The 25281-nt window shown below is 72.4% G+C and carries 15 protein-coding genes and 1 pseudogene; 6 read left to right on the top strand and 10 right to left on the bottom strand.

Going from position 1 to position 25281, the window contains the following annotated elements; genetic code table 11:
- Positions 1 to 448 precede the first annotated feature (448 nt).
- A complete protein-coding gene (locus RIM90_RS01665) occupies positions 449 to 898 on the top strand; it encodes a PTS glucose transporter subunit IIA (protein WP_309058681.1) in 450 nt (149 codons plus the stop codon).
- Positions 899 to 976: 78 nt separating this feature from the next.
- Positions 977 to 2647 carry a phosphoenolpyruvate--protein phosphotransferase gene (gene ptsP / locus RIM90_RS01670; protein ID WP_309058682.1) on the top strand — a complete coding sequence of 557 codons (1671 nt, stop codon included), beginning with the start codon at positions 977 to 979 and terminating at the stop codon, positions 2645 to 2647.
- A gap of 79 nt (positions 2648 to 2726) precedes the next feature.
- Here ptsP and RIM90_RS01675 read toward each other — a convergent pair whose 3' ends face one another.
- Positions 2727 to 3617 carry a hypothetical protein gene (locus tag RIM90_RS01675; protein ID WP_309058683.1) on the bottom strand — a complete coding sequence of 297 codons (891 nt, stop codon included), beginning with the start codon at positions 3615 to 3617 and terminating at the stop codon, positions 2727 to 2729.
- A gap of 153 nt (positions 3618 to 3770) precedes the next feature.
- A complete protein-coding gene (locus tag RIM90_RS01680) occupies positions 3771 to 5738 on the bottom strand; it encodes an acetoacetate--CoA ligase (protein ID WP_309058684.1) in 1968 nt (655 codons plus the stop codon).
- Positions 5739 to 5950: 212 nt separating this feature from the next.
- Between RIM90_RS01680 and RIM90_RS01685 the strand changes: the two genes are divergently transcribed.
- Positions 5951 to 8329 carry a glycoside hydrolase family 31 protein gene (locus RIM90_RS01685; protein ID WP_309058685.1) on the top strand — a complete coding sequence of 793 codons (2379 nt, stop codon included), beginning with the start codon at positions 5951 to 5953 and terminating at the stop codon, positions 8327 to 8329.
- On the opposite strand, the gene RIM90_RS01690 is transcribed toward RIM90_RS01685, so the two are convergent.
- Complete coding sequence (locus RIM90_RS01690) at positions 8320 to 8856, bottom strand: NUDIX domain-containing protein (protein WP_309058686.1); 537 nt, start codon at positions 8854 to 8856, stop codon at positions 8320 to 8322. The genes RIM90_RS01685 and RIM90_RS01690 overlap by 10 nt on opposite strands.
- A gap of 46 nt (positions 8857 to 8902) precedes the next feature.
- Positions 8903 to 9712, bottom strand: coding sequence for a M15 family metallopeptidase (locus RIM90_RS01695; protein WP_309058687.1), 810 nt, complete (start codon positions 9710 to 9712; stop codon positions 8903 to 8905).
- Between the two features lie 433 nt (positions 9713 to 10145).
- Between RIM90_RS01695 and RIM90_RS01700 the strand changes: the two are divergent.
- Positions 10146 to 10340 (top strand): annotated as a pseudogene (locus tag RIM90_RS01700) (glycerol kinase); the annotation flags it as partial.
- Between the two features lie 120 nt (positions 10341 to 10460).
- Here the strand turns inward: RIM90_RS01700 and RIM90_RS01705 are convergent.
- The 5 genes from RIM90_RS01705 to RIM90_RS01725 are packed head-to-tail and all read right to left on the bottom strand — an operon-like array spanning position 10461 to position 18611.
- Positions 10461 to 11066 (bottom strand): ATP/GTP-binding protein, encoded by a 606-nt coding sequence (locus RIM90_RS01705; RefSeq protein ID WP_309058688.1) that lies wholly within the window; start codon positions 11064 to 11066, stop codon positions 10461 to 10463.
- A complete protein-coding gene (locus RIM90_RS01710) occupies positions 11047 to 14721 on the bottom strand; it encodes a hydantoinase B/oxoprolinase family protein (RefSeq protein ID WP_309058689.1) in 3675 nt (1224 codons plus the stop codon). The genes RIM90_RS01705 and RIM90_RS01710 overlap by 20 nt, the downstream gene beginning before the upstream one ends.
- Positions 14722 to 14745: 24 nt before the next feature.
- Entirely contained in the window at positions 14746 to 15141 is a 396-nt protein-coding gene (locus RIM90_RS01715) for a DUF742 domain-containing protein (protein WP_309058690.1), read from the bottom strand.
- Between the two features lie 9 nt (positions 15142 to 15150).
- Complete coding sequence (locus RIM90_RS01720; protein ID WP_309058691.1) at positions 15151 to 15585, bottom strand: roadblock/LC7 domain-containing protein; 435 nt, start codon at positions 15583 to 15585, stop codon at positions 15151 to 15153.
- The gene (locus RIM90_RS01725; protein ID WP_309058692.1) at positions 15582 to 18611 is read right to left on the bottom strand and encodes a nitrate- and nitrite sensing domain-containing protein; all 3030 of its coding nucleotides are present in this window, start codon (positions 18609 to 18611) and stop codon (positions 15582 to 15584) included. Before RIM90_RS01725 ends, RIM90_RS01720 begins: the two co-directional genes overlap by 4 nt.
- A gap of 417 nt (positions 18612 to 19028) precedes the next feature.
- Between RIM90_RS01725 and RIM90_RS01730 the strand changes: the two genes are divergently transcribed.
- Together RIM90_RS01730 and RIM90_RS01735 are read left to right on the top strand one after the other, a co-directional pair.
- Positions 19029 to 19535, top strand: a complete 507-nt coding sequence (locus tag RIM90_RS01730; RefSeq protein ID WP_309058693.1) for a hypothetical protein — start codon at positions 19029 to 19031, stop codon at positions 19533 to 19535.
- A 209-nt stretch (positions 19536 to 19744) separates the two neighbouring features.
- A complete protein-coding gene (locus RIM90_RS01735) occupies positions 19745 to 20575 on the top strand; it encodes an IclR family transcriptional regulator (protein WP_309058694.1) in 831 nt (276 codons plus the stop codon).
- 39 nt (positions 20576 to 20614) lie between these two features.
- Here the strand turns inward: RIM90_RS01735 and RIM90_RS01740 are convergent, their stop codons facing one another.
- Positions 20615 to 25255 (bottom strand): hypothetical protein, encoded by a 4641-nt coding sequence (locus RIM90_RS01740; RefSeq protein ID WP_309058695.1) that lies wholly within the window; start codon positions 25253 to 25255, stop codon positions 20615 to 20617.
- Between the last annotated feature and the right edge of the window lie 26 nt (positions 25256 to 25281).

The following is a 25281-nucleotide window of genomic DNA, read 5'->3' on the forward strand; positions in this document are numbered from 1 at the left end:
GCAAGTGCTGGAGACGGGGTATCAACATATCTGGCGTTGACTTTTGGCACGCTGTTGAGTTCTCAAGGAACGGACGCTTCCTTCGTACTCACCCTCTCGGGCTTTCCTCCGGGCGCTTCCCTTCGGTGTCTCCAACTCTACCAGTGTTTTCCCGGCCCTCCGACCACCGTCCCGCAGGCATGCAGGAGGCGACTCAGAGTTAGGATCTGAACGAGTTGGGTTACTGCCGGGCGAGGGCGCTCAATGCGTCACTCAGCCTCAAGCAGGGGTACAACCCTACACGGGGTCGCGGACCGCATGCAAATCCATTAGGCTGGGTGGTCTAGACCTCTGAACTGGACCTGTCGCCCGAACCGGTACGTCATATGACATACGCTGCTGAACAGCGCGCCGTCCGGGACGGAACAGTGACGGTGCCCCTATAGATCTCCACCCTGGGAGGCTTCCCATGACCACCGTGACGTCCCCGCTTGCAGGACGGGCCATCGGACTGGCGTCCGTGCCCGATCCGGTCTTCTCCGGGGCCATGGTCGGCCCGGGTACAGCGATCGATCCTGTACGGGAGCCCTCCGAGGCCGTCTCCCCTGTGGACGGCGTCATCGTCTCTCTGCATCCGCACGCGTTCGTCGTCGTCGACGAGAGCGGGCACGGTGTGCTCACCCACCTCGGTATCGACACCGTGCAGCTGAACGGCGAGGGCTTCGAGCTGCTCGTCAACAAGGGCGACACCGTCACGCGCGGCCAGAGCATCGTGCGCTGGAACCCTGCTGCCGTCGAGGCTGCCGGAAAGTCCCCGGTGTGCCCGGTCGTGGCCCTCGAAGCCACGGCGGACGCCCTCTCCGAGCTTCGTGACGACGGTGATGTGAAGGTCGGCGACAGTCTCTTCCTCTGGAAGTGACACCGGTGCCGTCCCGGACGGCGAACAGGACGACCAACGCGGCGGCGGGAGCCGCCGCACTATTCGGAGACGGGTGAGATGGAGACAACGCTGCGAGGCGTCGGTGTGAGCCACGGTGTGGCGATCGGCGAGGTTCGGCACATGGGGACGGCGGTGCTCGAACCGCCGGCCAAGCAGATTCCGGCGGAGGAGGCGGAGCGTGAACAGGGGCGCGCCCGCAAGGCCGTGGAGGCTGTGGCCGCCGATTTGATGGCACGCGGCAATCTGGCGGGGGGCGAGGCCCAGGCGGTGCTCGAGGCCCAGGCCATGATGGCCCAGGATCCCGAGCTGATGACGGACGTGGAGCGGCGTATCGCCGTCGGCAGCACCGCTGAGCGTGCCGTGTACGACGCGTTCGCCGCGTACCGCGAGCTGCTGGCGAGTGCCGGTGAATATCTGGCGGGCCGTGTGGCCGACCTCGACGACGTGCGGAACCGTATCGTCGCGCGGCTGCTCGGGGTGCCGATGCCCGGTGTGCCGGACAGCGACGAGCCGTACGTTCTCGTGGCCCGGGACCTCGCTCCCGCCGACACGGCACTGCTGGACCCGACTCTGGTGCTCGGTTTCGTGACCGAGGAAGGGGGGCCCACCAGTCACAGCGCGATCCTGGCACGTGCGCTCGGTGTTCCCGCCGTGGTCGCCCTGCCGGGTGCCGGCGAACTCGCCGAGGGCACCGTGATAGCGGTCGACGGCAGCACCGGCGAGATCTTCGTGAACCCGAGCGAGGAGAAGAAGTCGCAGCTCGAAGCGGCGGCGGCCGAGCGCAGGGCGGCGCTGGCGGCGTCGACCGGGCCTGGCGCGACCGCCGACGGCCACAAGGTGCCGCTGTTGGCCAACATAGGTGGTCCGGCGGACGTGGCGGCCGCTGTCGAGGCGGGTGCGGAGGGCGTGGGTCTCTTCCGTACGGAGTTCCTCTTCCTGGACGACGACAAGAACGCTCCTTCCGAGGAGAAGCAGGTCACGGCGTATCGGCAGGTGCTCGAGGCCTTCCCCGAGGGCCGTGTGGTGGTGCGTGTGCTGGACGCGGGTGCGGACAAGCCGCTGGACTTCCTCACTCCGGCCGATGAGCCGAACCCGGCGCTGGGCGTGCGGGGTCTGCGAACGCTGCTCGACCACCCCGAGGTGCTGCGCACCCAGCTGACGGCGTTGGCGAAGGCCTCGGAGGGACTGCCCGTCTACCTCGAGGTCATGGCCCCGATGGTCGCGGACCGGGCCGATGCCAGGGCGTTCGCGGACGCGTGTCGTGCGGCGGGGCTGCGGGCGAAGTTCGGTGCGATGGTCGAGATTCCCTCGGCCGCGCTGCGGGCGCGCTCGATCCTGCAGGAGGTGGAGTTCCTGTCGCTGGGGACCAACGACCTCGCGCAGTACACATTCGCCGCCGACCGTCAGGTGGGGGCCGTCTCCCGGCTGCAGGACCCGTGGCAGCCCGCTCTGCTCGACCTGGTGGCGCTGTCCGCGGAAGCGGCGAAGGCCGAGGGCAAGAGCTGTGGTGTCTGCGGCGAGGCCGCGTCGGACCCGCTGCTCGCCTGTGTGCTGACCGGCCTGGGAGTCACTTCTCTCTCCATGGGTGCGGCGTCCATTCCGTACGTCCGGGCGGCGCTGTCGAAGTTCACGCTGGCGCAGTGCGAGCGGGCCGCGGCGGCGGCCCGGGCGGCGGACAGTGCCGAGGAGGCCCGTACCGCCGCGCAGGCGGTGCTTTCGGGCGAGTAGTCGCACGGGCCCGGTAGGCAGTCGGGTTTCCGGAGGGGCGTCCCACCCGCGGTGGGACGCCCCTCTTCGGTTCCGCGGTTCAGTGACGGTGAGCCGGGCTCGGCCCCTCTTCCCCGAGATCGGGCGGCTCGCGGTAGTCGACGCCGGACTCCGGCGGGATGAGGTCTCCGGATGCGGCGTCGGTGCAGTAGGCGTCGAAGACCTCTCCGGCGGTGAGGGGTTCGAGACCGTGGGCGCGCAGGCGCCAGCCGTAGATGCGGTCGTGGGTGCCGGGTGCGCTGGTCCGCATGACCAGTCCGCCGGGACTCCCGGTGGCGAGACCGACGGCCAGGACAGTGGTGAACTCGAGGGCTTCGGTCTCGTCCGGTCGCGTGCGGCCGGCGACGTCGTCGGCGTGCAGGACGGCGATGAGGGTCTCGGGTGATCCGGAGACGCTGCACACGAGGTGCCGGTCTCCGGGTGGGGCCGTGTCGAGGATGCGGGCGAGGAGCTGGGACGCGCGGGTGAAGGCGGCACCTCCCAGGTCCTCGCCGCACGAGGCACAGGGGCCGAGGCCGACGAGGAACGTGGTCGCGTACTCCCAGGTCGCCTGGCGAACGGCCTCGTCGACGAGGTCGGGCAGCAGATCGGCCAGGGGCTGGCCCTCGTAGGGGACCGTGGGGCCGGTGGCCGCGATCTCGGCCGTGAACCGTGTGCGGCTGGTCCGGCTGTCGGGGTCGAGGCCCGCTTTCCTGCAGAACTCGGAGTACTCCTCGGGGTCGAAGAGGGCCAATGTGGTGTGGCTTCCCTGCCGTGCGCGTGTCCTGAGGACGGCCTCCACGTGTTTGAGGTAGGTGGCGTGGTCGTCGAAGGCGAAGCTCCGGTAGTGCCGCATGGCTCGGAAGTCGTGCTCGTCGGTCAGCAGGCCGATGGTGCCTGCGATTTCGTGGTGCAGAACGCGTCGCAAGGTTCGGTGGTCGGTGTACCCCATGTCTCCCCCTCCGCACAGTCGATCAATGCTCACTCACAGTAACCGGCGGCACTGACAACGGCGGTGGGGAAGGGCGGTGGTCGACCGGGACCTCGGACCCGCCGGATCGGGTGTCCGAGGTCGTCCACGGGCCTGTTCGCCTGCGGCGGGCGGTCAGGCGCGCTTGCGGGCCAGGTCCTCGTAGAAGGCGAGCAGGTCGAGGTTGTCGATGGATCCCGGGTTGACCGCCTTCTGCAGGGGGGTGCCTTGGAGGAGCCGCTTGACCGGTACCTCGATGCGCTTGCCGGTGAGGGTGTGGGGGACTCCGGGCACCTCGATGATCTCGTCGGGGACGTGGCGGGGGGACAGCTGCTCGCGGATGGTCCGCTTGATGCGGTTCAGCAGGCCCTCGTCGAGGACGGCTCCCGGTGCCAGGTGCACGAACAGGGGCATCCAGTAGCCGCCGTCGGGCTGCTCGATGCCGAGGACGAGGGACTCCCTGATCTCCGGGAGGCGTTCGACGACCTCGTAGATGTCGGCCGATCCCATGCGGACGCCCTGGCGGTTGAGCGTGGAGTCGGAGCGGCCGTGGATGACGACGGAGCCGCGGGAGGTCACGGTGATCCAGTCGCCGTGCCGCCACACACCGGGATAGGTGTCGAAGTAGCTGTCGTGGTAGCGGCTGCCGTCGGGGTCGTTCCAGAAGTGGACCGGCATGGACGGCATGGGGTTGGTGACGACGAGTTCGCCGACCTCGTCGATCAGGGGCTTTCCGCTCGGGTCCCAGGACTGCAGGTCGGTGCCCAGACAGGGCGCCTGGAGCTCGCCCACGTGGACGGGGAGGGTCGGCACGGCTCCGGCGAAGCAGGAGCACACGTCCGTGCCGCCGCTGACGGAGGCGATCCACAGGTCGTCGCGGACCTCGTCGTGCAGCCAGCGGAAGCCGTCGGGGGGCAGCGGTGAGCCGGTGGTGGCGACGCACTTCACCGCCGAGAGGTCGAAGTCGCGCGAGGGGTGCACGCCGGCCTTGCGGCAGGCCATGACGTAGGCGGCGGAGGTGCCGTAGAGGGTGGCGCCGGTGCGTTCGGCGATCCGCCACTGGGCGCCCGTGTCCGGGTGGCCGGGGCTGCCGTCGTACAGGACGATCGTCGTTCCGGTCAGCAGGCCGGAGACGAGGAAGTTCCACATCATCCAGCCGGTCGAGGTGTACCAGAAGAAGCGGTCCTCCGGGCCCAGGTCGCAGTGCAGGCCGAGCTGCTTGAGGTGTTCGACGAGGATGCCGCCCTGGGACTGGACGATCGCCTTGGGCAGTCCGGTGGTGCCGGAGGAGTAGAGCACCCACAGCGGGTGGTCGAAGGGCACCTGCTCGAAGACCGGTTCCGTGTCCGCGGAGGTGAGGGCCGACCAGTCCAGGGCGCCTCGGGGGGCTTCGGTACCGAGCAGGGGGATGTGCACGACGGCGCGCAGGGTGGGCAGTTCACGGCGCAGTTCGGCGACGACGTCGCGGCGGTCGTGCTCCTTGCCGCCGTAGCGGTAGCCGTCGACGGTGAACAGGACGACCGGTTCGACCTGCTGGAAGCGGTCGAGGACGCTGCGGGCGCCGAAATCGGGCGCGCAGGAGGTCCACACGCCGCCCACGGCCGCGGTGGCGAGAAGGGCGACGACGGCCTGCGGGATGTTCGGGAGGTAGCCGCTGACACGGTCTCCGGGACGCACCCCGAGGGAGCGCAGCTCGGCCGCGAGGGAGCCGACCTGGCGGCGCAGCTCGGTCCAGGTGACGGAGCGCGGGTCATGGGTCTCGTCGACGTACAGGAGGGCTGCCTCGTCCGCGCGGTACGCGGCCGCGCGCAGTGCGTGCTCGGCGTAGTTCAGGGTCGCTCCGGGGAACCACTGGGCGCCCGGCATCGAGCGGTCGCCCAGCACGCGTGCGCAGGGGGTCGAGAAGCGGACGTCGAACCACTCCGTGACCGCTTTCCAGAAGGTGTCCAGCTCGTCCACGGACCAGCGGTGCAGCGCCGCGTAACCGCCGTCGGCGGGGGCGTCGTGGTGCTCGGCGGCCCATGCCTGGAACTGGGTGATCCGTGCCTGGGCGATACGTTCCGGATCCGGTTGCCAGAGCGGCTGGGGGTTCACGGTCGACATGGGGCTGCTCCCGGACTGTGCGCGTCGTGTGCGTCTCCGCGCACGAGCTGGGTTGTGCGCGTGACGCGGCTGACAGGGACGATGCCACGTGATCGACTCCCACACCAGGGTGCCCCCCACATAGTCCCTGTCGTAGAGATGTGGCCCGATCACGGGTGAACGGCAGTTGAACGACACGCGTGCGGGGTGCGGTCAATGGCAGGGTGAGCGACATGGACGGTCGTGACCTGGTGCGTTCGGTGAAGTCGGTCGGTTCGGTGGGGGCGGTTCAGGGGTTGCGTACCGTACGGGCAGCGTGGCGCAGGAGACGGGCCGACGCCACCGGGCTGCCGCCGCGGGGGCCGGAGCGGGCACGGGTGCCCGGGACCGTGCGGGAGGTGGAGCCGGGGCCCGGGGGCGGCATCGTCCGGTTCGGCCGCTCGGAACTGCGGATCTTCGTCGCGGGGAACGGGGCCGTCTTCTGGGGCTGGGACGGAGCGGCTCCCGCACCGTCCTACGCGCTGGCCGACCGCTGCCCCGATCCGGATCCGCGGGTGGCGCTGGAGCCGGACAAGGACGGCGGCTGGCGGGTGGTGGCCGAGCGGGTGACGGTCGTCGTCTCACGGCACGGCGCGGTGGAGGTGCTCACCCCGGGGGGTGTGACACTGCGGCGTGATCTGCCGCCGCGGTGGTGGGAGCCGGTGGGCGGTGGCGCGGCGCGCTGGATGCAGCGGTCGGAGGTGCCGGCGGACGCCCGCTTCTTCGGGCTCGGGGGGCGCGCGGCGGGTCCCCGGCTGCGGGACGGCACGTACCGGTTGTGGAACACCGCCCCCGGTCGGGCCTTCGGGCCCGGCGACGGTCCGCTGAGCATCACGATGCCGGTACAGCTGGTGGTGGCCGACGCGGGCACGCACCTGGTGTTCCACGACAACTCGTGGGACGGCACCGTGACGCTGCGGGAGGGGGAGGAGGGCGCCGGTTCCGGGCACGACCGGGCCGGGACGAGTGAGCTGCGGATGGACGGTGGCCCTCTGCGCTGCTGGGTGATGGCGGGTACTCCCGCGCGTGTGCTGCTCGCCTGGGCGTCGCTCACCGGTGCGCCCGCGCTTCCGCCCGCGTGGGCGCTCGGCCACCACCTCGCGGGAGAGCGCTTCGGCGGCGAGGAGGAGGTGCGGAGGATCGTCACGGACTACCAGGAGCACGGGCTGCCGGTCGACGCCGTGCACCTCGGCACCGGCCACTTCGACGCCCATCAGGTGTTCACCGTCGACCAGGAGCGGTTCCCCAAGCTGCCGGTCCTCGCCGACGAGCTGCGGCGCGACGGGATCCGGCTGGTGTCGGTCGTCGGCCCGGCGGTCGGGGCCGTGCCCGGCGACACCGTGTACGACGAGGGGATGGCGCGGGACGCGTTCGTGCGGGACTCCTCCGGGGAGGTCGTGCGGGGAGTCGCGTGGCCCGGCGACGCGGTCTTCCCCGACTTCACGCACGCGCGCGTGCGTGAGTGGTGGGGCGGGCTGTACGCGGAGGGCCTGGCGCAGGGGTTCGCCGGTTTCTGGCACGACATGAACGAGCCGACGTCGTTCACGGCCTTCGGGGAGTCGACGCTCCCGCGCTCGGCCCGCCACGCTCTGGACGGACGGGCCGGTGACCATCGCGAGGCGCACAACGTGTACGCGCTGTGCATGGCCCGAGCGGCGTTCGAGGGAGTGCGGAATCCGGCACCCCATGAGCGGCCGTTCGTGTTCTCGCGCTCCGGGTGGGCCGGTATGCAGCGTTACGGCGGGACGTGGTCGGGTGACGTGTCGGCGGGGTGGCCCGGGTTGCGTGCGTGGCTGGCGCTGGTCCTGGGGCTGGGACTGTGTGGTGTTCCCTGCTCGGGGCCGGACGTCGGCGGCTCCGGCGGGGAAGCCTCGCCCGAGCTGTATCTGCGCCGACTCCAACTGGGCGCCTACTTGCCGCTGTTCCGCACGCATACCGGTGCGCGTGCGGGACGCGGGGAGCCGTGGGAGTTCGGCACCGAGGTCCTGGAGCACGCGCGCGCGGCGCTCGTCGAACGCCGGCGGCTGCTGCCGTACTTCATGACGCTGGCGCATCTGGCCCGGCGTACCGGAGCGCCCTATGTGCGGCCGCTGTGGTGGTCGGCTCCCGAGGATCGCGTTCTGCGCGACTGCGAGGACGCCTTCCTGCTGGGCGACTGTCTGCTGGTGGCGCCGGTACTCGATCCGGGTGCGGACCGGCGGGCCGTCCGTCTGCCCAGGGGGCGCTGGTACGACACGGTGACGGAACGGGCGTACGAGGGACCGGCCCAGGTGCTGGTCGAAGCGCCCTTGGAGCGGATTCCGGTGTTCGCGCGCGCGGGTGCGGTTCTTCCCGTGCGGGGGGAGGACGGCGGGCCGGAGCTGGAGGTGTGGGCGCCCGCGCGGGGGCGGACCGGGGGCGGGTTGGCCGTGCCGGACGCCGGTGACGGGTGGGAGGAGCCGGAGATCGAGCGTTACACCGCCCGCTGGGCGGGTCCGCGGCTCGTCGTCGAGCGGGAGAGCGAGGACGGCGTCGGTGAGCCGGCCTGGCCGGTGCGCGTCCGCGGGCTCGGGCCGGAGCGAGGTCAGCTGTAGCGGCCCTCGAACCAGGCCCGCACGGCCAGGGTGTGCAGCGGAAAGGCGAGTTCCGCCGGGCGGCGCAGGAGGTGCCGGCCCTCCGTCTCGTCGGTGGCGGTGAAGGGCGGCAGGCCCTCGGCGGGGCGTTCCGGGAGGAGCCCGAACAGCAACAGGTGTCCGTCGGGCGAGCTCATGGCGTCGGCGAGCCGCACGTCGTGGCTCGCCGCGTCGATGCCGGTCTCCTCCCTGAGCTCGCGGACGACTGCCCGGCGCCAGTCCTCACGGTCGTCGATGTAGCCGCCGGGCAGAGCCGTGCCCCCGCGCGCGGGGGCGACGGTCCGGGTGATGACGACCAGGGCGGTGCCGTCCGTGTCGTACACGGGCTGGAGGGCCACCGCGACCGGCAGCGGATTGCGGTAGGCCACGGTGCCGCAGGCCGGACAGGTGCGGGGCCAGCCGGAGACGCCCTCTCCGAAGGGCGCGCCGCAGCTCGAACAGTGCGAGCCCGGCGTGGAGTCGGGGACGGAGGTCTGGGTGTCGGACACGCGCGGACTGTATCCGATCGCGGAAAGGGCGTCTCGGGGAGGTCGCTCAGTGGTGGCCGGTGAGCGACCTGCGGGACACCGGGAAGTCGAAGTAGGTGTCCGGGTGGGGTTCGGGCTTGAAGGTGTAGTGCCACCACTCCTCGGCGAGGTTCACGAATCCGAGGTCTTCCAGGGTGCCCTTGAGCAGCAGCCGGTTGGCGCGCTGTTCGCCCTGGACACGGGGGTCGAGGGTGTGGCTGAGGGTGTCGAAGCAGTCGTAGCCGGTGCCCATGTCGACGGAGTTGTCGGGGAATCGCTCGTCCTCGGGGGCGAAGCAGGGGGTCAGGGGCTGTCCGGGGTGGTACGGCCGGGTCGGCCGCGCGGGGAGCTTCACGAGGGTGAGGTCCACCGTCGAGCCGCGGCTGTGTCCGGACTTCTCCGCGATGTAACCGTCGGCGAACAACCGGCTCTTGTCGACGTTCGGATAGAACTCGGCCTTCATCGCCTGGTCGTCGAGGTCCTTGGCCCAGCGCACGAAGTGGTCCACGGCCCGTTGTGGCCGGTAGCAGTCGTACACCTTGAGGGAGTAACCCTGGCGCAGCAGCTTCCGCTGAGCCGCGTGCAGGGCCTGTGCGGCGGGACGGGTGAGGATGCACAGGGGCTGCCGGTAGCCGTCGATGGGCTCGCCCACGAAGTTGTGCGGGGTGAAGTAACGCATCTCCTGAAGGATCGTCGGGTCCACGCTGCTCAGCGCCACGAAGTCGTTCGGCGCCTTGGGTTCTGTCTTCGCCTGGGCGGGGGCGGAGGCGGCGGTCGTGGTCAGCAGGGCGGCGACCGCGGTGACCAGGCCGCGTACCGCGATGGAGAGTCGTGTCATGTCCCATGCATCTACCAGGAGTCGCTCCGCTGGGGAAGCGCCCCGCCCTTCTCGGGCCCCCCACGGCACACTCCTGCCTCTCCGTCACTTCTCGTGCCGGGAGGGGCCGTGACAGGTGCGCGCACGCCTGCGCCGCGGAGGACGTTCTTCCGGCCGCGGGGCCGACAGCCGTTCCGGTCGACGACCTTGACGCCCCTCGAGTGCCGGTGAACACTTCCGGTGTCAGCCGACATCGTCGTACATCTCGGTGCATTCCGGAACGCCGCCGCTGGGGTCCTCCTGCGACACGGCCCACTCCCCCGCAGGCGGTTCGGCTGCGACGGCACGCTCGTCACGGATGCCGGGCGGGGTGCGGGATCTCCCTGCCTTCGGCTGAAGTCGCTGTGGGAAACGCACCCTGCACGTGAGGTCCGGGGCGGACGGTCCTGGGCCGACCTGCCTGGGCGCCGCCTACGCGGCCGGTCTCGCCACGGGCGTGTGGAACGACCTCGACGAGCTCGAGTCCCACTGGCGGAAGGACGCCGAGTGGACGCCGGGCATGGAGGCGTCCGTGCGCGACCGCGAGTACCGCAACTGGCGGAAGGCGGTGGAGAAGAGCTTCGGCTGGGTGGCGGACGGTGACGGCTGACCACGCGCGCGGAGCGCCGCTCCCCGGACCGCGGCCGCTCCCCGGACCGCGGCCCGTACTCCGGTCGGCGGGAGTACGGGCCGCGCCCGAAGCGGCGGGGTCCGGGCCGTGCCCGTGGCCTCAGGTGGTGACCGTCTGACGGTGCTGCGCGGCCTGTGCCATGGCGTGCTGGACGACACCGACGAGGACCTCCTTGACCGACTCGCGGTCCCGGGCGTCGCACATCAGCAGGGGTACGTGGTCGTCGAGATCCAGCGCCTGGCGGATGTCGTCGACCGGATACCGCGCGGCGCCCTCGAAGCAGTTGACGCCGACGAGGAACGGTATGGAGCGCCGCTCGAAGTAGTCGATGGCCGCGAAGCAGTCCTCCAGGCGCCGGGTGTCGACGAGGACGACCGCGCCGAGCGCGCCCTCGGAGAGCTCGTCCCACATGAACCAGAACCGTTCCTGACCGGGCGTGCCGAAGAGGTACAGCACCAGGTCCTCGCGCAGCGTGATACGGCCGAAGTCCATGGCCACGGTGGTGGTGTTCTTGGCCTCCACGCCGCTGGTGTCGTCGACCGGGCGCCCCGCCTCGGTGAGCAGTTCCTCGGTGCGCAGCGGCCTGATCTCACTGACCGCGCCGACGAGCGTGGTCTTGCCCACGCCGAAGCCGCCGGCCACCAGGATCTTGAGCGTGACGGGCTCGACCGGGGGCTTGCCGCGCTCAGAGCGCCCGAGGATCATCGATCTCTTCTCCTGCTCGATGGGGGTCGGGCGGCGGGCCGTATCCTCCGCCGCCGGGGGTTTCGATGACGAGTACGTCGCCGGGGCCGACGTCCGCCGAGTCGCTCCCGGCGAGTCGGGTGACCGTGCCGTCCGCCCGTTCGACCCGGTTGGCGCCCGGTGCGCCGGGTTCGCCGCCGGCCATGCCGTACGGGGGGACCCTGCGGTGCTGGGAGAGGGTGGAGACGGTCATGGGCTCCAGGAAGCGGATGCGGCGCACGGCTCCGTCCCCGCCGCGCCACCGGCCGGCACCGCCGCTGCCGTGGCGCACCGCGAACTCCTCGAGGCGGACGGGCAGCCGCCACTCCAGGACCTCGGGGTCGGTGAGCCGTGAGTTGGTCATGTGCGTCTGCACCACGGACGCACCCGGGAAGCCGTCTCCCGCGCCCGAGCCGGAGGCGACGGTCTCGTAGTACTGGTGGCGTGCGTTGCCGAAGGTGACGTTGTTCATCGTGCCGGACCCCTCGGCCTGGACGCCGAGCGCCGCGTACAGGGCGCCGGTGATGGCCTGGGAGGTTTCCACGTTGCCGGCGACGACGGCGGCCGGCGGCTCGGGCGCCAGCATGGAGCCGGGCGGCACGATGATCCTCAGCGGGCGCAGACAGCCGTCGTTGAGCGGGATGTCGTCGGCGACCAGCGTGCGGAAGACGTACATGACGGCCGCGTTGACGACCGAGAAGGGGGCGTTGAAGTTGGTGGGCAGCTGGACGGACGTGCCGGTGAAGTCGATGGTCGCGGAGCGGCTCGCGCGGTCCACGCGCACCCGTACGCGGATGACGGCGCCCGAGTCGGTCTCGTAGGCGTACTCGCCGTCGTCGAGGGCGTCGATGACGCGGCGCACCGCCTCCTCGGCGTTGTCCTGGACGTGCTTCATGTACGCCTGGACGACGTCGAGGCCGAAGTCCTCGATCATGCGGCCGACCTCGTCGACGCCCTTGCGGTTCGCGGCGATCTGGGCCCGCAGGTCGGCGAGGTTGGTCCTCGGGTTCCGGGACGGATGAGGCGCCCCGGTCAGGAGCCGGAGGGTCTCCTCCTCGCGGAAGCGGCCGTTCTCGGTGAGCAGCCAGTTGTCGAAGAGGACGCCCTCCTCCTCGATGGTGCGGCTCCCGGCCGGCATGGAGCCCGGGGCGATGCCGCCGATCTCGGCGTGGTGGCCGCGGGAGGCGACGTGGAAGAGGACCTTGCGGTCACGGTCCGTGCCGCCGGTCGGCTCGCTGTCGAAGACCGGGGTGATCACGGTGACGTCGGGCAGATGGGTGCCGCCGTGGTACGGGTCGTTGACGGCGTAGGTGTCGCCGGGGCGCATGGCCGGGCCGCGCCGCCGGATGACCTCTTTGACGCTGGTGCCCATCGATCCCAGGTGGACGGGGATGTGCGGGGCGTTGGCCACCAGGTTTCCGTCCGGGTCGAAGAGGGCGCAGGAGAAGTCCAGGCGTTCCTTGATGTTGACGGACTGGGCGGTGGACTCGAGGCGGGCGCCCATCTGTTCGGCGATGGACATGAAGAGGTTGTTGAAGACCTCGAGCAGGACGGGGTCGACCTTTGTGCCGAGATCGGAACTCTGCGTAACCGCGACGCGTTCCATGACCAGATGCCCGTCGCGGGTCGTCGCGGCTCGCCAGCCGTCGTCGACGACCGTCGTCGCGCCGGCCTCGGCGATGATCGCCGGGCCGGTGACGGTTTCGCCGGGGGGAAGGTCCTCGCGGCGGTGGAGGGGTACGTCACGCCAGGCACCGCCGGTGTGGAGACGGACGGTCCGCGGGACGGCGGTGCTGCCTTCAGAGGGGTGCTCGCGGGGAGCGAGGGCGGAGAGATCGGGGGGGTCGGTGATGCCGGTGGCCTCGACGGAGAGGGCTTCGACGACGATCGGCCGGTCGAGCGTGAAGGAGTACGTGGCGCGATGACGTTCTTCGAAGGCGTGGCGCATCGTGTCGGGCTCGGTCAGCTCGACGGTGAGGGTGGTGTCGGTTCCGTCGTAGCGGAGCTGGGCGCGGCGGGTGACCTCGATCCGCTCCTCGGGGACGTCCTCGGCGAGGAGTTCGGCGCGGGCCGCCGCCTCCAGGTCGTCGGCGGTCTTGTGGACACCAAGCATCGCGGCGGGCCGCAGAGGTGCCTCGACGGAGCGCTCGCGCATGGCCGTGGTGTCGGCGAGGCCGATGCCGAGTGCGGACAGGACGCCCGCCATGGGCGGGACGAGGACGGTGCGGATGCCCAGGGAGTCGGCGACCATGCACGCGTGCTGTCCACCCGCGCCACCGAAGGTGGTGAGGGCGTAGCGGGTGATGTCGTGGCCCTTTTGCACGGAGATCCGCTTCACGGCGCCCGCGATGTTGGCGACGGCGATCTGCAGGTAGCCCTCGGCGACCTGTTCCGGGGTGCGGTCGTCGCCCGTCCGCTCGCGGATGTCCCGGGCGAGGGCGGTGAAGCGGTCACGGACGAGCGCGGCGTCGAGCGACTGGTCGCCGTCCGGGCCGAACACCGCGGGGAAGTGGGCGGGTTGGATACGGCCGAGCATGACGTTGGCATCGGTGACGGTGAGCGGGCCGCCGCGCCGGTAGCAGGCGGGACCCGGGTCCGCGCCCGCCGAGTCCGGCCCCACCCGGTAGCGGGAGCCGTCGAAGTGGAGGACCGAGCCGCCGCCGGCGGCCACGGTGTGGATGTCCAGCATGGGCGCGCGCAGCCGGACGCCGGCGATCTGTGTGGTGAAGACGCGTTCGTACTCGCCCGCGAAGTGCGAGACGTCGGTGGAGGTGCCGCCCATGTCGAAGCCGATGACGCGGTCGAAGCCGGCGAGCTGCGACATGCGCGCCATGCCGACGATGCCGCCGGCCGGCCCGGACAGGACGGCGTCCTTGCCGCGGAACTGCCCGGCCTCGGCGAGTCCGCCGTTGGACTGCATGAACATCAGCCGTACGCCTTCGAGTTCGTCGGCGACATGCCGTACGTAGCGGCGCAGCACGGGCGAGAGGTAGGCGTCGGCGACGGCGGTGTCGCCGCGCGGGACGAGCTTCATCAGCGGGCTGACCTCGCTGGACAGCGAGATCTGCGGGAATCCGATGCGGGCGGCGAGTCCCCCGATCGCCTGTTCGTGGGCGGGGTGGAGGTGGCTGTGCACGCAGACCACGGCGACGGCCCGGATTCCGGCGTCGTACGCCTGCCGCAGCGGCTCGGTGAGGGCATCGAGGTCCGGGGGGCGCAGGACGGTGCCGTCGGCGGCGACGCGCTCGTCCACCTCGACGACCCGTTCGTACAGCAGGTCGGGCAGTTCGATGCGGCGGGCGAAGATGTGGGGGCGGTTCTGGTAGGCGATGCGCAGGGCGTCGCGGAAGCCGCGGGTGATGAGCAGCAGGGTGCGCTCGCCCTTGCGTTCGAGGAGGGCGTTGGTCGCGACCGTGGTGCCCATGCGTACGACATCGACGGGATCGTCGGATCCGGCCAGCAGCGCGCGGACGCCCGCGACGGCCGCGTCGGCGACGGACGTCCCCGCGTCCGGGCCGGGTCGGAGGGCCGGGGTGTCCGAGAGCAGTTTGTGCGTGAGCAGCCGGCCGTCCGGGCGTCGCGCGACGATGTCGGTGAAGGTGCCGCCTCGGTCGATCCAGAACTGCCAGCCTGTCACGTCAGTACCCCGCTTCCGCGCCGGTCACAGCGCCCGGAGGCCGTTGATCACGTCGCGCAGAATACTCTCGTCCGGCAGTTCGGCCGGGGGTACGGGCCGGTTCACATGGACGAATTCGGTGTCGACGAGGTCTCCGACCAGGACCCGGACCACTCCGACCGGCAGGTCGAGTTCGGCGGCGAGTTCGACGACCGTCTGCGGAGTGTCACGGCACAGTTCGACGATGTCCACGTGCTCCGGGGAGAGCGTCGGGTCCGTCTCCGGATCGTCGGCGTGGGGCTCCGTGACGACGACCGCGATCAGATCGAGGCGGTGCTGGGCCGCACTGGTGGTGCGGCCCCGCGTCATGGCGTACGGACGGACGACCGGACCGGCCTCGTCGTCGAACCAGTGGCTTCTCTCCTGACCGTCAGCGCTCATGTCATCCCACTACCCGCCCGAGGGCAGGTCGGTGCGCGGGGCGGCGCCCAGATGCGCACCGACCCGCTTCACGAGAAGCGTCATCTCGTAGGCGACCTGTCCGACGTCCGAGTCGGCGTCCGTGAGGACGGCGAGGCAGCTGCCGTCACCGGCGGCCGTGACGAACAGGAACGCCTCGTCGAGTTCGACGACGGTCTGTCGGACGTCGCCCGCCTCGAAATGGCGGCCCACGCCCTTGGCGAGGCTGTGGAACCCGGAGGCGACAGCGGCCAGGTGTTCGCTGTCCTCGCGGGTCAGGTCCCTCGAGGCCCCCGTGGGCAGGCCGTCGCCGGAGAGCACGACGGCCTTGCGGATGCTCGCGACACGGTCCACCAGGTCGTCGAGGAGCCAGTTCAGCTCCCCCTTGTCGGTCGCGGTGTGGCCGGTGGCCTTCGGTGCGGTCATCGACCGTCCCCCTTAGTCGTTCGTCGTGGTGCTGTGCCGCTGCCGGCGTCGTCGCCCGCGGCGTTCTCCTCACGGCCGCGTTGCCAGCCCCGCTGGAGCGAAGCCATGCGGCTGCGTACCTCTTCCGCGTCCCGTTCGACGGGCTGGGACCTTTCCTCGTTCCGCCGTTCGGCGCCGCGCTTCAGCTGCGGGGCGAGGCTGGCCTGCCGTTTGCGCCGGGGCAGCGATCCGGCGTCGGGCCGCGCGGCGCCGGTGTCCTGTGCCGTGCCGCCGGATCCGGCCTCCGCTGTCGCGCCCGCGGCCGGTGTGGAGCCGTCCGGGCCGCTGGAGGCGATCGCGGGGCGGCGCGTACGCCCGGGAAGGAGCGCAGGGGGCTCCGGCGGAGCGTCGTGCTCTCGGCCGGAGGGCGCCGGGGTCTCGCTCGGTTCTCCGGCGCGACCACCGGCCCCGGGGCGGGCAGGGTCCGCGCCCCGTCTGCGGGTGGGGAGGGCCGGCAGCGTCTCCGTGTCCGGTTGTCCCTGCTCACGGTCCGCGGAGAGCCGTTCGGCCCGGCGGGCGGGGAGCGGGGAGGCGGGCTCCGGGCCCGTACGGCCGGTGCCCCGGCGTCCCGCCGGGCCCTCACCGCGGCTGCGGGTCGGAAGCGGCGGTGCCTCCGTTCCCGGGCGGTCCGACGAGGTGGTCGTGTCCCCGCCCGTCCGTTCCCGGCGGGGGCGCCGGTCTCCGACCGGGCGTCCGTGGGAGCTGACCAGCTTGGGTGCCCCCCGGCGGGGCAGCGGGACCGGGGCGCCCGTCCGGTCGTCCGCGTCCCGCTCTCGCCCCTCACGGGCACCGGGGGCCTGCTGATGCTGCTCGCGGCGCCGACCGGGCCACTCGTCCTCGGTGCGGGTGAGGGAGCGACGGGAGCGGAAGAGACCGCCGCGCTCGCTGTCCTCGTCGCCCAGCGCGCCGGGGAAGTCGGCGAGGGTGTCCAGATCGACCGGGGCTTCCAGTTCCACCGGTCCGTCCAGCAGCGAGGCGGGCAGCTCGGGCAACTGCACGGGCGTCTGGGAGAGCGCGGCGTGGCGGCTTCCCTCCGCTTCCCTGTCCTTGGCGCGCTGGGGCCGGTCGAGGCGGAAGCCGACGCCGTTGGTGTCCGGCACGTCGTCCGTCAGCAGCGCGTCGGGGATGAGGACGACTGCCGTGGTACCGCCGTACGGGGAGGGCTGGAGGGAGACCCGGATGTTCTGACGCTGGGCGAGGCGGCTGACCACGAAGAGCCCGAGCCGGTCGGTGTCGGTGAGCTCGAACTCGGGTGTCTCGGCGAGCCGGAGGTTGGCGTCCAGGAGCGCGTCGGCCGTCATGCCGAGCCCGCGGTCGTGGATCTCCAGGGTGAAACCGTTGGCCACGCGCTCGCCCAGGACCTGGACGGCGGTGTGCGGCGGCGAGAACACCGTGGCGTTCTCCAGGAGTTCGGCCACGAGGTGGGTGAGGTCGGCGACGGCCGGTCCGGTGACGGCGATCCTCGGCAGGCGGCGGACCTCGATGCGTTCGTAGTCCTCGACCTCGGCGACGGCGGCGCGGACGACGTCCATGAGCTGCACGGGCTTGCGCCACTGCCGGGAGGGCGCGGCGCCGGAGAGGATGACGAGGCCCTCGGCGTGCCGGCGCATGCGGGTGGTCAGGTGGTCGAGGCGGAACAGGTCGGCGAGTTCCTCGGTGTCCTCGGTCCTGCGCTCCATGGTGTCCAGCAGGGTGAGCTGCTTGTGGAGCAGGACCTGGCTGCGGCGGGCGAGGTTGACGAACACCTCGGAGACGCCGGCGCGCAGTTCGGCCTGCTTGACGGCGGCCTCCACGGCGGCGCGCTGGAGGGTGTTGAGGGCCTGGCCGACCTCGCCCATCTCGTTCTTGTCGTACTCCAGCCGCGGGACTTCGGTCTCGACGTCGACCTGTTCGCCGGCCGACAGACGGCGCATCACACTGGGCAGCCGGACGCCGGACGCCTCGTGCGCCTCGAGACGCAGCTGCCGCAGGTCCCGGATGAGGCCGCGGCCGATGCGTACGGAGAGGAAGAGGGAGAGCAGGAGGGCGACCAGTCCGAGGGTGCTGGCGATGACGGCCCGGGCGATGACGCCCATGGCAACGGGACGGACACGGTCCTGGTAGCGGTCGGTGGCCTGGTCGTTGAGAGTGCCGAGCTCGGCGAGCACATGGCCGGCGGCGGTGTCCCAGCTCTTCGCGGTGATCCCGCGGGGCGGCCCGGCGCCGGAGGAGACGGCCGCCTCCTCACCCACGCGCAGCGGAGCGGACGCGGCGTTCTTCCAGAAGGACTCGTAGCGATCGCGCTCGGACGCGGGCAGCAGCGGCAGGCCGGCGTCGTACATCAGCGTGCGCTGGGCCACGAGATCGGAGATGTCCCGCACTTCGGCGCGGGACAGTTCACCGACGATCAGGGCGGAGCCGAGCAGGGCGTCCTCCCGGGCGAGCAGTTCACGGGCGCGGGCCAGGTTGACGAGGGCCCGGTACTGCTTGTCCAGTTCGACGTCCTCGACCACGTGCAGATTGGCCAGCAGGGCGTAACACGGGTCGACCAGCCGGTTGTAGAGGTCGAGTGCCTGGGAGCGGTTGACGGTGCCGTCCTCGACGCTGCGGCGCAGGGACTCGATGCCGTCGAAGGAGTCCAGCACCGCGCTCAGTTCGCCGGAGCCCCCGTGCATGGCCTCGCGCACATCGGGGTCCGCCGCGCTCTCGCGGACACGGTCGACGGCCTTGTCGGTGGCGGCGCGGCTGCGCCGGAGGGCGGCGAGTCCGTCGGAGGCACGGGGGTCCGCGAGGTGAACGAGGGTCTGCCGACGCTCCTGCTGGAGGACGCGGACGGTGTCCTCGACGGGGTAGCCGACCTCCTCCATCACCGACGACACATCGAACAGGTGGCTCGCTTCGCGACCGGTGAGGACCGTGGCGAAGGCCCAGATCGCCGTCAGGGACACCAACGGTACGAGAAGCAGCGCCACGATCTTCCGGCGGATGGACTTCCCGCGAAAGCGCATGGCCTCCCCCAGCTCGCCCCCCGACCGGTCGGGGGCACACATGTGCGTCAACAAACGGCGCGAGCCTACTACCGAGCCACGGACAACTCGAAGAACTGTCCGGAGGTTGAAGTTCCGCACCGGCGGCGAGACATGGGGAGTTGTCCGGCCATTGCGGGAGATTGCCGCCCGCGATCAGGGGTGTTCCGCAGGCCGGCACCCCGGGCCCTGGAAGACGGTTGGCCGAATTCTTTCCTTGCCCGGGAATCTTCGTGACGTTCCGTTCGTCCTTCTCTGTGGGATATGGGGGCGGAATCGGCCACAGGAGCCGTGTCCCGCACCCGGGCGGCGTAAAACAGCGCAAGCCGGGCAGCCACTGGGAAACCGGGTCTTCGGACACGAGCGAGCGGTCTGCTGGCGGTGGGGAGTGACACGTTGATGGGCACGGCGGAGCGGCGCGAGGCGCCCGAGGACGGCGCGGCGGCGCAGGTGACGATTCGGTCGGATGCCGAGGCACCGGAACGCGGCACGTCCGGCGTCCCCGGGCAGGCGTACCACCGGCCCCTGTGGGTCGAGGAGCCGGCGCGGCGGCGCCGGCTGCCGGACCCGGTGCGGACGGCGGCCGTACGGGCGGTGCTCGTCATCGCCGTGACACTGATTCAGGCCATGGTGGCCTTCCTGTGCACACTGGCCGGGTCGTGGCTGGCCTTCCCCATGGTCATCAGCAGCGTCGTCAGCACGATCCTGGCCACGTGGGCGGTCCTGGACGTGTGGGTGACCCGCCAGGTCTGGAACCAGCGCCACGGCGTGGTGTCCGTCCCCAGCAGCACCGCGCGGGCCCTGCGGCGTGAGCGGCGCCGCGCCCGGCGTCAGGAGCGGTCCGCAGAGCGGGCGCAGTCGCGAATACGCCGACGGGGCGGAGCCGGGCAGCTGTCGCACTCCTGACACCGGCACCCGCACACGTTCCGCCCTCCGGTACCGGGGAGTGCGGGCGTACGGCACCGCCCCCCGGGGCTCCGGCCACCCGGTGGCATGATGTTCCACAGGGCGCACGAGCGAGCGTCCCGTGCAACAGGATCCGGGCGGGCGACCGCTGCATCAGGGGACCTCCGGATGCGGTCCGCACCGGGGCGACAGGTGGTGAGGGCCGAGCCATGACCGGCGCGCGCAAGCAGTCCGGACGCCGTGAGGAGCACGCGGCGGACCCGGCGAGGCGGAGCGGGAGGAGCGCGGCGAGCGCCGTCCAGTCGGTGGACCGTGCCGTGAGCGTGCTGGAGATACTCGCCCGGAACGGTGAGGCGGGCGTCACCGAGATCGCGGACGCGCTGGAGGTGCACAAGTCCACGGCTTTCCGGCTGCTCGGCGTCCTGGAGAACCGCGGTCTGGTGGCCCAGGCCAAGGACCGCGGCAAGTACTACCTCGGGGCCGGCGTACTGCGTCTCGCCGGGGCGGCGGCCGTGCGGCTGGACATCTCGCAGGAAGGCGTCCCGGTCTGCCGGAAACTGGCCGACGAACTGGGCGAGACGGTGAACATCGCGGTCCTGGACGACGACGCCGCCGTCAACATCATGCAGGCCCGCGGCACGGCATCCGTCACGGCACAGAACTGGCTCGGCAGGCGCACCCCGCTGCATGCCACCTCCAGCGGCAAGGTGTTCCTGGCGCACATGCCGCCCTCCTCGCGCGAAGCCGTTCTCGGCGGCCCGCTGCACCGGTTCACGGAGCGCACGATCACCGGGGCATCCGTTCTGCGCGGCGAGCTGGAGACGGTGATCCCCCAGGGGTACGCCGCCACGCTCGAGGAGCTGGAGCTGGGACTCGCGGCCGTCGCCGCACCGGTCCGCTCGCACGACGGCGAGGTGATCGGGGCGATCAGTGTCTCCGGACCGGTGTACCGGCTGACCCCGGACCGCCTGCCCGAGCTGGGCAGGCGGACGGCGGCAGCGGCGGCCGAGCTGTCCCGGCGCATGGGCTACGGCTTCTGAACCACGTGTCCGAGCCGTGCCAGGAAGGGGGACGCGTGGTCACCCGCTCGCCGGCGCGGGCCGCTTGAACATGCGTGTCGCCGTGATCTCGCTGTGCGCCTCCACCGCCGGGTCCTGCTGGGGCAGGCCGGGCCGGAGGTGTTCCTCCACGCTGATGTACTTCAGGCCGGCCCGGAGATCGGCGTCGTTGCGCAGCCGGATGACCAGGGGGAACTCCGCGAGCGCCGTCGTGTCGAACAGGCCCGTGGTGTACAGCAGTTGCACACCGAGCGCGTCGGCGACCGCCCGCTGGAGCTCCAGCAGATAGGTGGCGTTGGCGCGGCCGATGGGGTTGTCGAGGAACAGGGTGCCCGCGTGCCGGTGCTTGTCCCGGCCCCGGTCGTTGGACCGCAGGGCGGCCATCGTGCAGTACAGGGCGATGGCCGCGGTGAGCAGCTGACCGCCGGAGAACACGTCGCCCATCTGCCCCACGGGGACGCGCTCGGCGCGCAGCACCGCATCGGGCTTGAGGATCTCCACGGCGACGCCCTTCGGCTGGAGGGCGGCGGCCACGCCGCGCAGCAGCAGGGACATGCCGTCGCGCCGCAGGTCGGAGTTCTTCTTGACGGCCGACCTGGTCGCCTCGTCGATGACCTCGCCGAGCCGCTCGGTGAGCGTGGCCTGGTCGGGCTCCTCGAAACGGATGCGCAGGAACTCCTGCCCGGACCACTCGCCGAGCCCCTCGGGCAGCCGGGAGAGCCGCTGGGCGGAGCGCAGGGTGGCGAGGGCCGACTCCACGAGTCCTCTGAGCCGGTCCACGATGGAGTCGCGGTTCCGTTCCAGTTGCTCCAGCTCGTCGGTGAGGACGCGCAGCCGGGGCGCGAAGGCGTCCGCCCACTTCTGGGCGTGCTCGGGCAGTGCGGAGGCGGGCAGCTCGCGGATCTGCTGCCGCGCGGGGGTGCGGACCTGCTCGTAGCGCGTGGAGTTGGCGTGCCGGACGAGGACGTCGCTCGCCTCGCGCACGGCGGACTCGGCGGCGGACAGGTCCGCGGCGCAGCCGCGCAGCGAGCGGCGGGCCTCGGCGGCGGACTGCCGGGCCTCCTCCAGGCTGCCCGGGTAGGTCTCGGGCTGCTCCCGTTCCTCCTCGGGGGCGTGCTCGCGCAGCAGGTCACGGAGCATGGCCGCGATCTCGTCGAAGCCGCCGGCCGCGTCCTCGGCGGCGCGGTGCGCCTCGAGCAGTTCGGCGTGGGCCTCCCGGGCCTGGCTCAACGCCTCGCTGCGGGAGGCGAGTTCGGCCGTGGCGGTGCGCAGGAGGGCCTGTGCGTGCTCGGCGTCGCGCGGCACCAGCTCGTCGGGCAGCTCGGTGTGCGCCTCGCCGTTCTCGGGCGCGAGCCGCTCGGCCTCGCCGCGCAGCCGTCCGAGCTGCTCGCTCGCGCTGGACATGCGCGTCTCCAGGAGCTGCACCAGCTCCTCGGCGCGGGCGGCAGCGGCCTGGCGACTGGGCCCGTCGGAGCCGTCGGGCGACTGGAGCAACTGCTCCGCGCGGGTACGGACCTTGTTGCTGAGCCGGTCCAGTTCGGCGCGGGCCGCGCTCTCGTCGCTCTCCGCGCGGGCCTGTTCGGCGCGCAGATCGGCGCCGACACCGACCTTCTCGTACACCTGGGACGCGGCCCGGTACGCCTCGCGCAGGGCGGGCAGCGACGCCTGCGGCGCCTCGGCGCCGTCCTCGGGCACGTCGTCGGGGGCACCCGCGATCTCGGAGCGCTCGGCGCGCAGCGCACGCGCGGTGCGCCGGGCGTCGTCGGCGGCGCGCTGGGCACCGCGCCGGTCCTCGTCCGCGGCACGCGCGCGTTCCAGGCAGGCCTGGGCACGGGCCTCCGCCTCGGCCGCGTCGTCGGCCAGTTCGCGCAGTTTGACCTGCCAGCCGGCCCGTTCGCGCAGCCGGAACGCGAGTCCGGCGAGGGCGTCGGCGGCGCGCCGGGCCTTCTGCGCGGCCTCCTGCCGCTCGTCACGGACCCGGGCGGCCTCGGCGGCGGCCTCCTCGGCCTCCGCGCGTACGGTGCGCGCCTCGGCCAGCTCGGCCTCCGCCTCCTCGGCGAACAGCCGCGCCTCGTGCGCCGCCCGCGCCAGCTCGGTGAGCCGGCCGGCCGGGCAGCCGGTGCGCCAGGAGGCGAGCCGCGCCGCGAGTTCGCGGTCCTTGCCGAGCCGGGCGGCGAGCGCCCGGATCTCCTCGTCCCGCGCGGTCGCCCGCGCGCGCAGCGCCTGCCGTTCTTCGTCGGCCGCGTGCTCGTCGTGCATGGCCGGGTTCGGCGGGACGAGGAAGACGTCCCCGGTGTCCGCGTCCGGCGCCGGGGTCGGGGCGAGCAGGGCGGCGGCCGTGCCGACGGCGACGGCGGACCGGGGCAGCAGGGCGGCGTCGCTCAGCGCCTCGCGGGCGCGGACGTGGGAGTCCGGGTCGGTGATGATGACGCCGTCGACGAGCTCGGGCCGGGCGGCCAGCACACGCGCGTGGTCGGCGGGGTCGACGGCCTGGGCGAGGTAGCGCCAGCCGGGCAGGGCCGGGATGCCGTGCTCGCCGAGGAACTCGACGGTCGCCAGCACGTCCGGGCCGGGCGGCAGCAGCCCGCCGTCACCGAGGGCGCCGAGGATGCGGGCGTCGTCGGCGGCGGCGGTGCGCAGCTCGAACAGCTGCCGCTCGGCGGAGGAGACCGCGTCGTCGAGCAGTTCGCGCAGGTCGTCGGCGAAGCGGTCGAGTTCCTCGGCGGTGAGGACGCCGTCGGCCGGGGTGCCGCTCGGTCCGGCGTCCGTGTCGTCCGTGCCGTGCCGGGGCCGCGGGACCGACGGTCGTGGAGCGGTGCCGGTCAGGCTCAGCAGCTCCGCCAGCCGCTCCTCGGCGGCGAGGGACTCGGCGGTGCGGCGCTCGCCCTCGTGGGCGCGCTCGGCAGCCGTGGCCGCGTCCGCCGCGCGGGCCGCGGTCAGCTCCGCGCGGCTCTCGGCGGCGGCCGCCTCGCGCGCGTGCTCACCGGCCCGGTGGGACGCCTCGCGGGCGAAGTCCCAGGCCGCGACCGCGGTCTTCTCGGCGTCGCTGGCCGCGAGGGCGGCCCGGGCGGGGTCGGCGTCGGGAGCACTGTCGTCGAGCCAGCCGGCCCGGACCGCCTCGGCGGTCTCCTGCTCGACCTCGGTGAGGCGCTGTCGCAGGTGCCCGATCTCGCTGCGGGCCCGCTGCGCCTCGGTGGCGGCGGCGGTGGAGTCGCGGTAGGCGGCGTCGCTGACCTCCTGGAGGGCGGCGGACCGCTCCTCCTCCTCGTTGGCGAGGCTCTCTGCGTTCTGCGCGGCGGCGTGCAGGGCGCGGACGAGGTCGACGGCGGCCTGGGCGCGCGCGGCCAGCGCGGGCGCCGCGTCCCGCTCGGCCTCCTGGATCGCGGCGGACACGCGCGCGACGCGGTCGGCGGCGGCGCGGTGGCGCAGCACGGCCTCGGCGGCCTGCCAGGCCGCGTACAGCGTGCGCGCGTCGGCGAGTTCGCGCTTCTGGGCGGCGGCGGACTTCTCGGCGGCGGCGAGCGCCAGGGAGGCGTGCCGGTAGGCGAGTTCCGCGGAGATCAGGGCGCTGCGCTCACGGGCCGCCTCGGCATGGGTGACGGCGTACGCGGCGGCGGTGACCCGCTGCGCCAGGTCGGCCGCGCGGACGCGTTCCTGGGCGCCGCGCGCGGAGAGCCGGCGGGCCAGGGTGCGGGTGCGGCGCTCGGCGGCGGTGTGGATCTCCCGTGCGCGGGTGCGGGCGTCGGCGGCCTCGACGATCCGGCCGAGGAGGTCGACGGATCCCGCGGTGAAGTCCCGTTCGGCGATCAGCTCGGCGCGTCGGCCCAGCTTGTTGCCGAAACCGCTGACCAGGTCGGCGAGCCCGTCGGTGTCCCGGGTGTCGGTGACGGCGCGCAGCAGCAGGTCGGTGAAGTCGGAGTCCTTCTTGACGGCGAAGAGACCGGCGGCCTCGCCCTCGTCGGCGTTCATCTCCCGCTGGTAGCGGAAGAGTTCGGGGTCGAGTCCCAGCTCGCCGAGGTGTTCGGTCCAGCGCTCGTGGATCTCCTCCCAGTGCACCTCGAGGTGCGGGTAGGTCCTGCCCGCCTCGGTGAGGGCGTCCCGGAAGCCCTTCATGGTGCGGCGCCGTCCCCGCGCGCCCGACTGGCCCTCGACGGGCGGCCGTACGGCCGTGGACTCGGCGACGGGCAGGTTGTCGAGGCTGAGGCCGGGACCGGGGCGGAAGGAGTACCAGGCCTCGGCGAACTTCCGCGGGTCGTTGGAGACCTGGCGGCCCCGCCACTCGCTGACCTTGCCGACGACGACGCACTCGCCGGTCTGTACGTGCTGCCACTCCAGCGCCACATGGCCGCAGTCGTCGGCGAGCAGGAACTTGCGCAGGACGCCGGAGCTGGCACCGCCGAGGGTGTTGCGGTGGCCCGGGAGCATCACGGAGAAGATCAGCTTCAGCAGGACGGACTTGCCGCCGCCGTTCTCCAGGAAGAGCACGCCGGCGGGCGCGGGCCGGCGCGGCGGGCCGACGGGCTCCTCCTCGAAGAACTCCGCCTGCGTCGGCGCGGGGTCGGGCACGGCCTCGCCCACACCGCGCAGGTCAAGCACGGTGTCGGCGTAGCGCGCACCGGCGGGCCCGATGGAGTAGAGGCGGACCCGGGACAGCTCGTACATGGCGGACTCTCGTAAGGCTTCGTGAA

Source organism: Streptomyces sp. (assembly GCF_031181555.1).
Lineage (GTDB): Bacteria > Actinomycetota > Actinomycetes > Streptomycetales > Streptomycetaceae > Streptomyces > Streptomyces fimbriatus.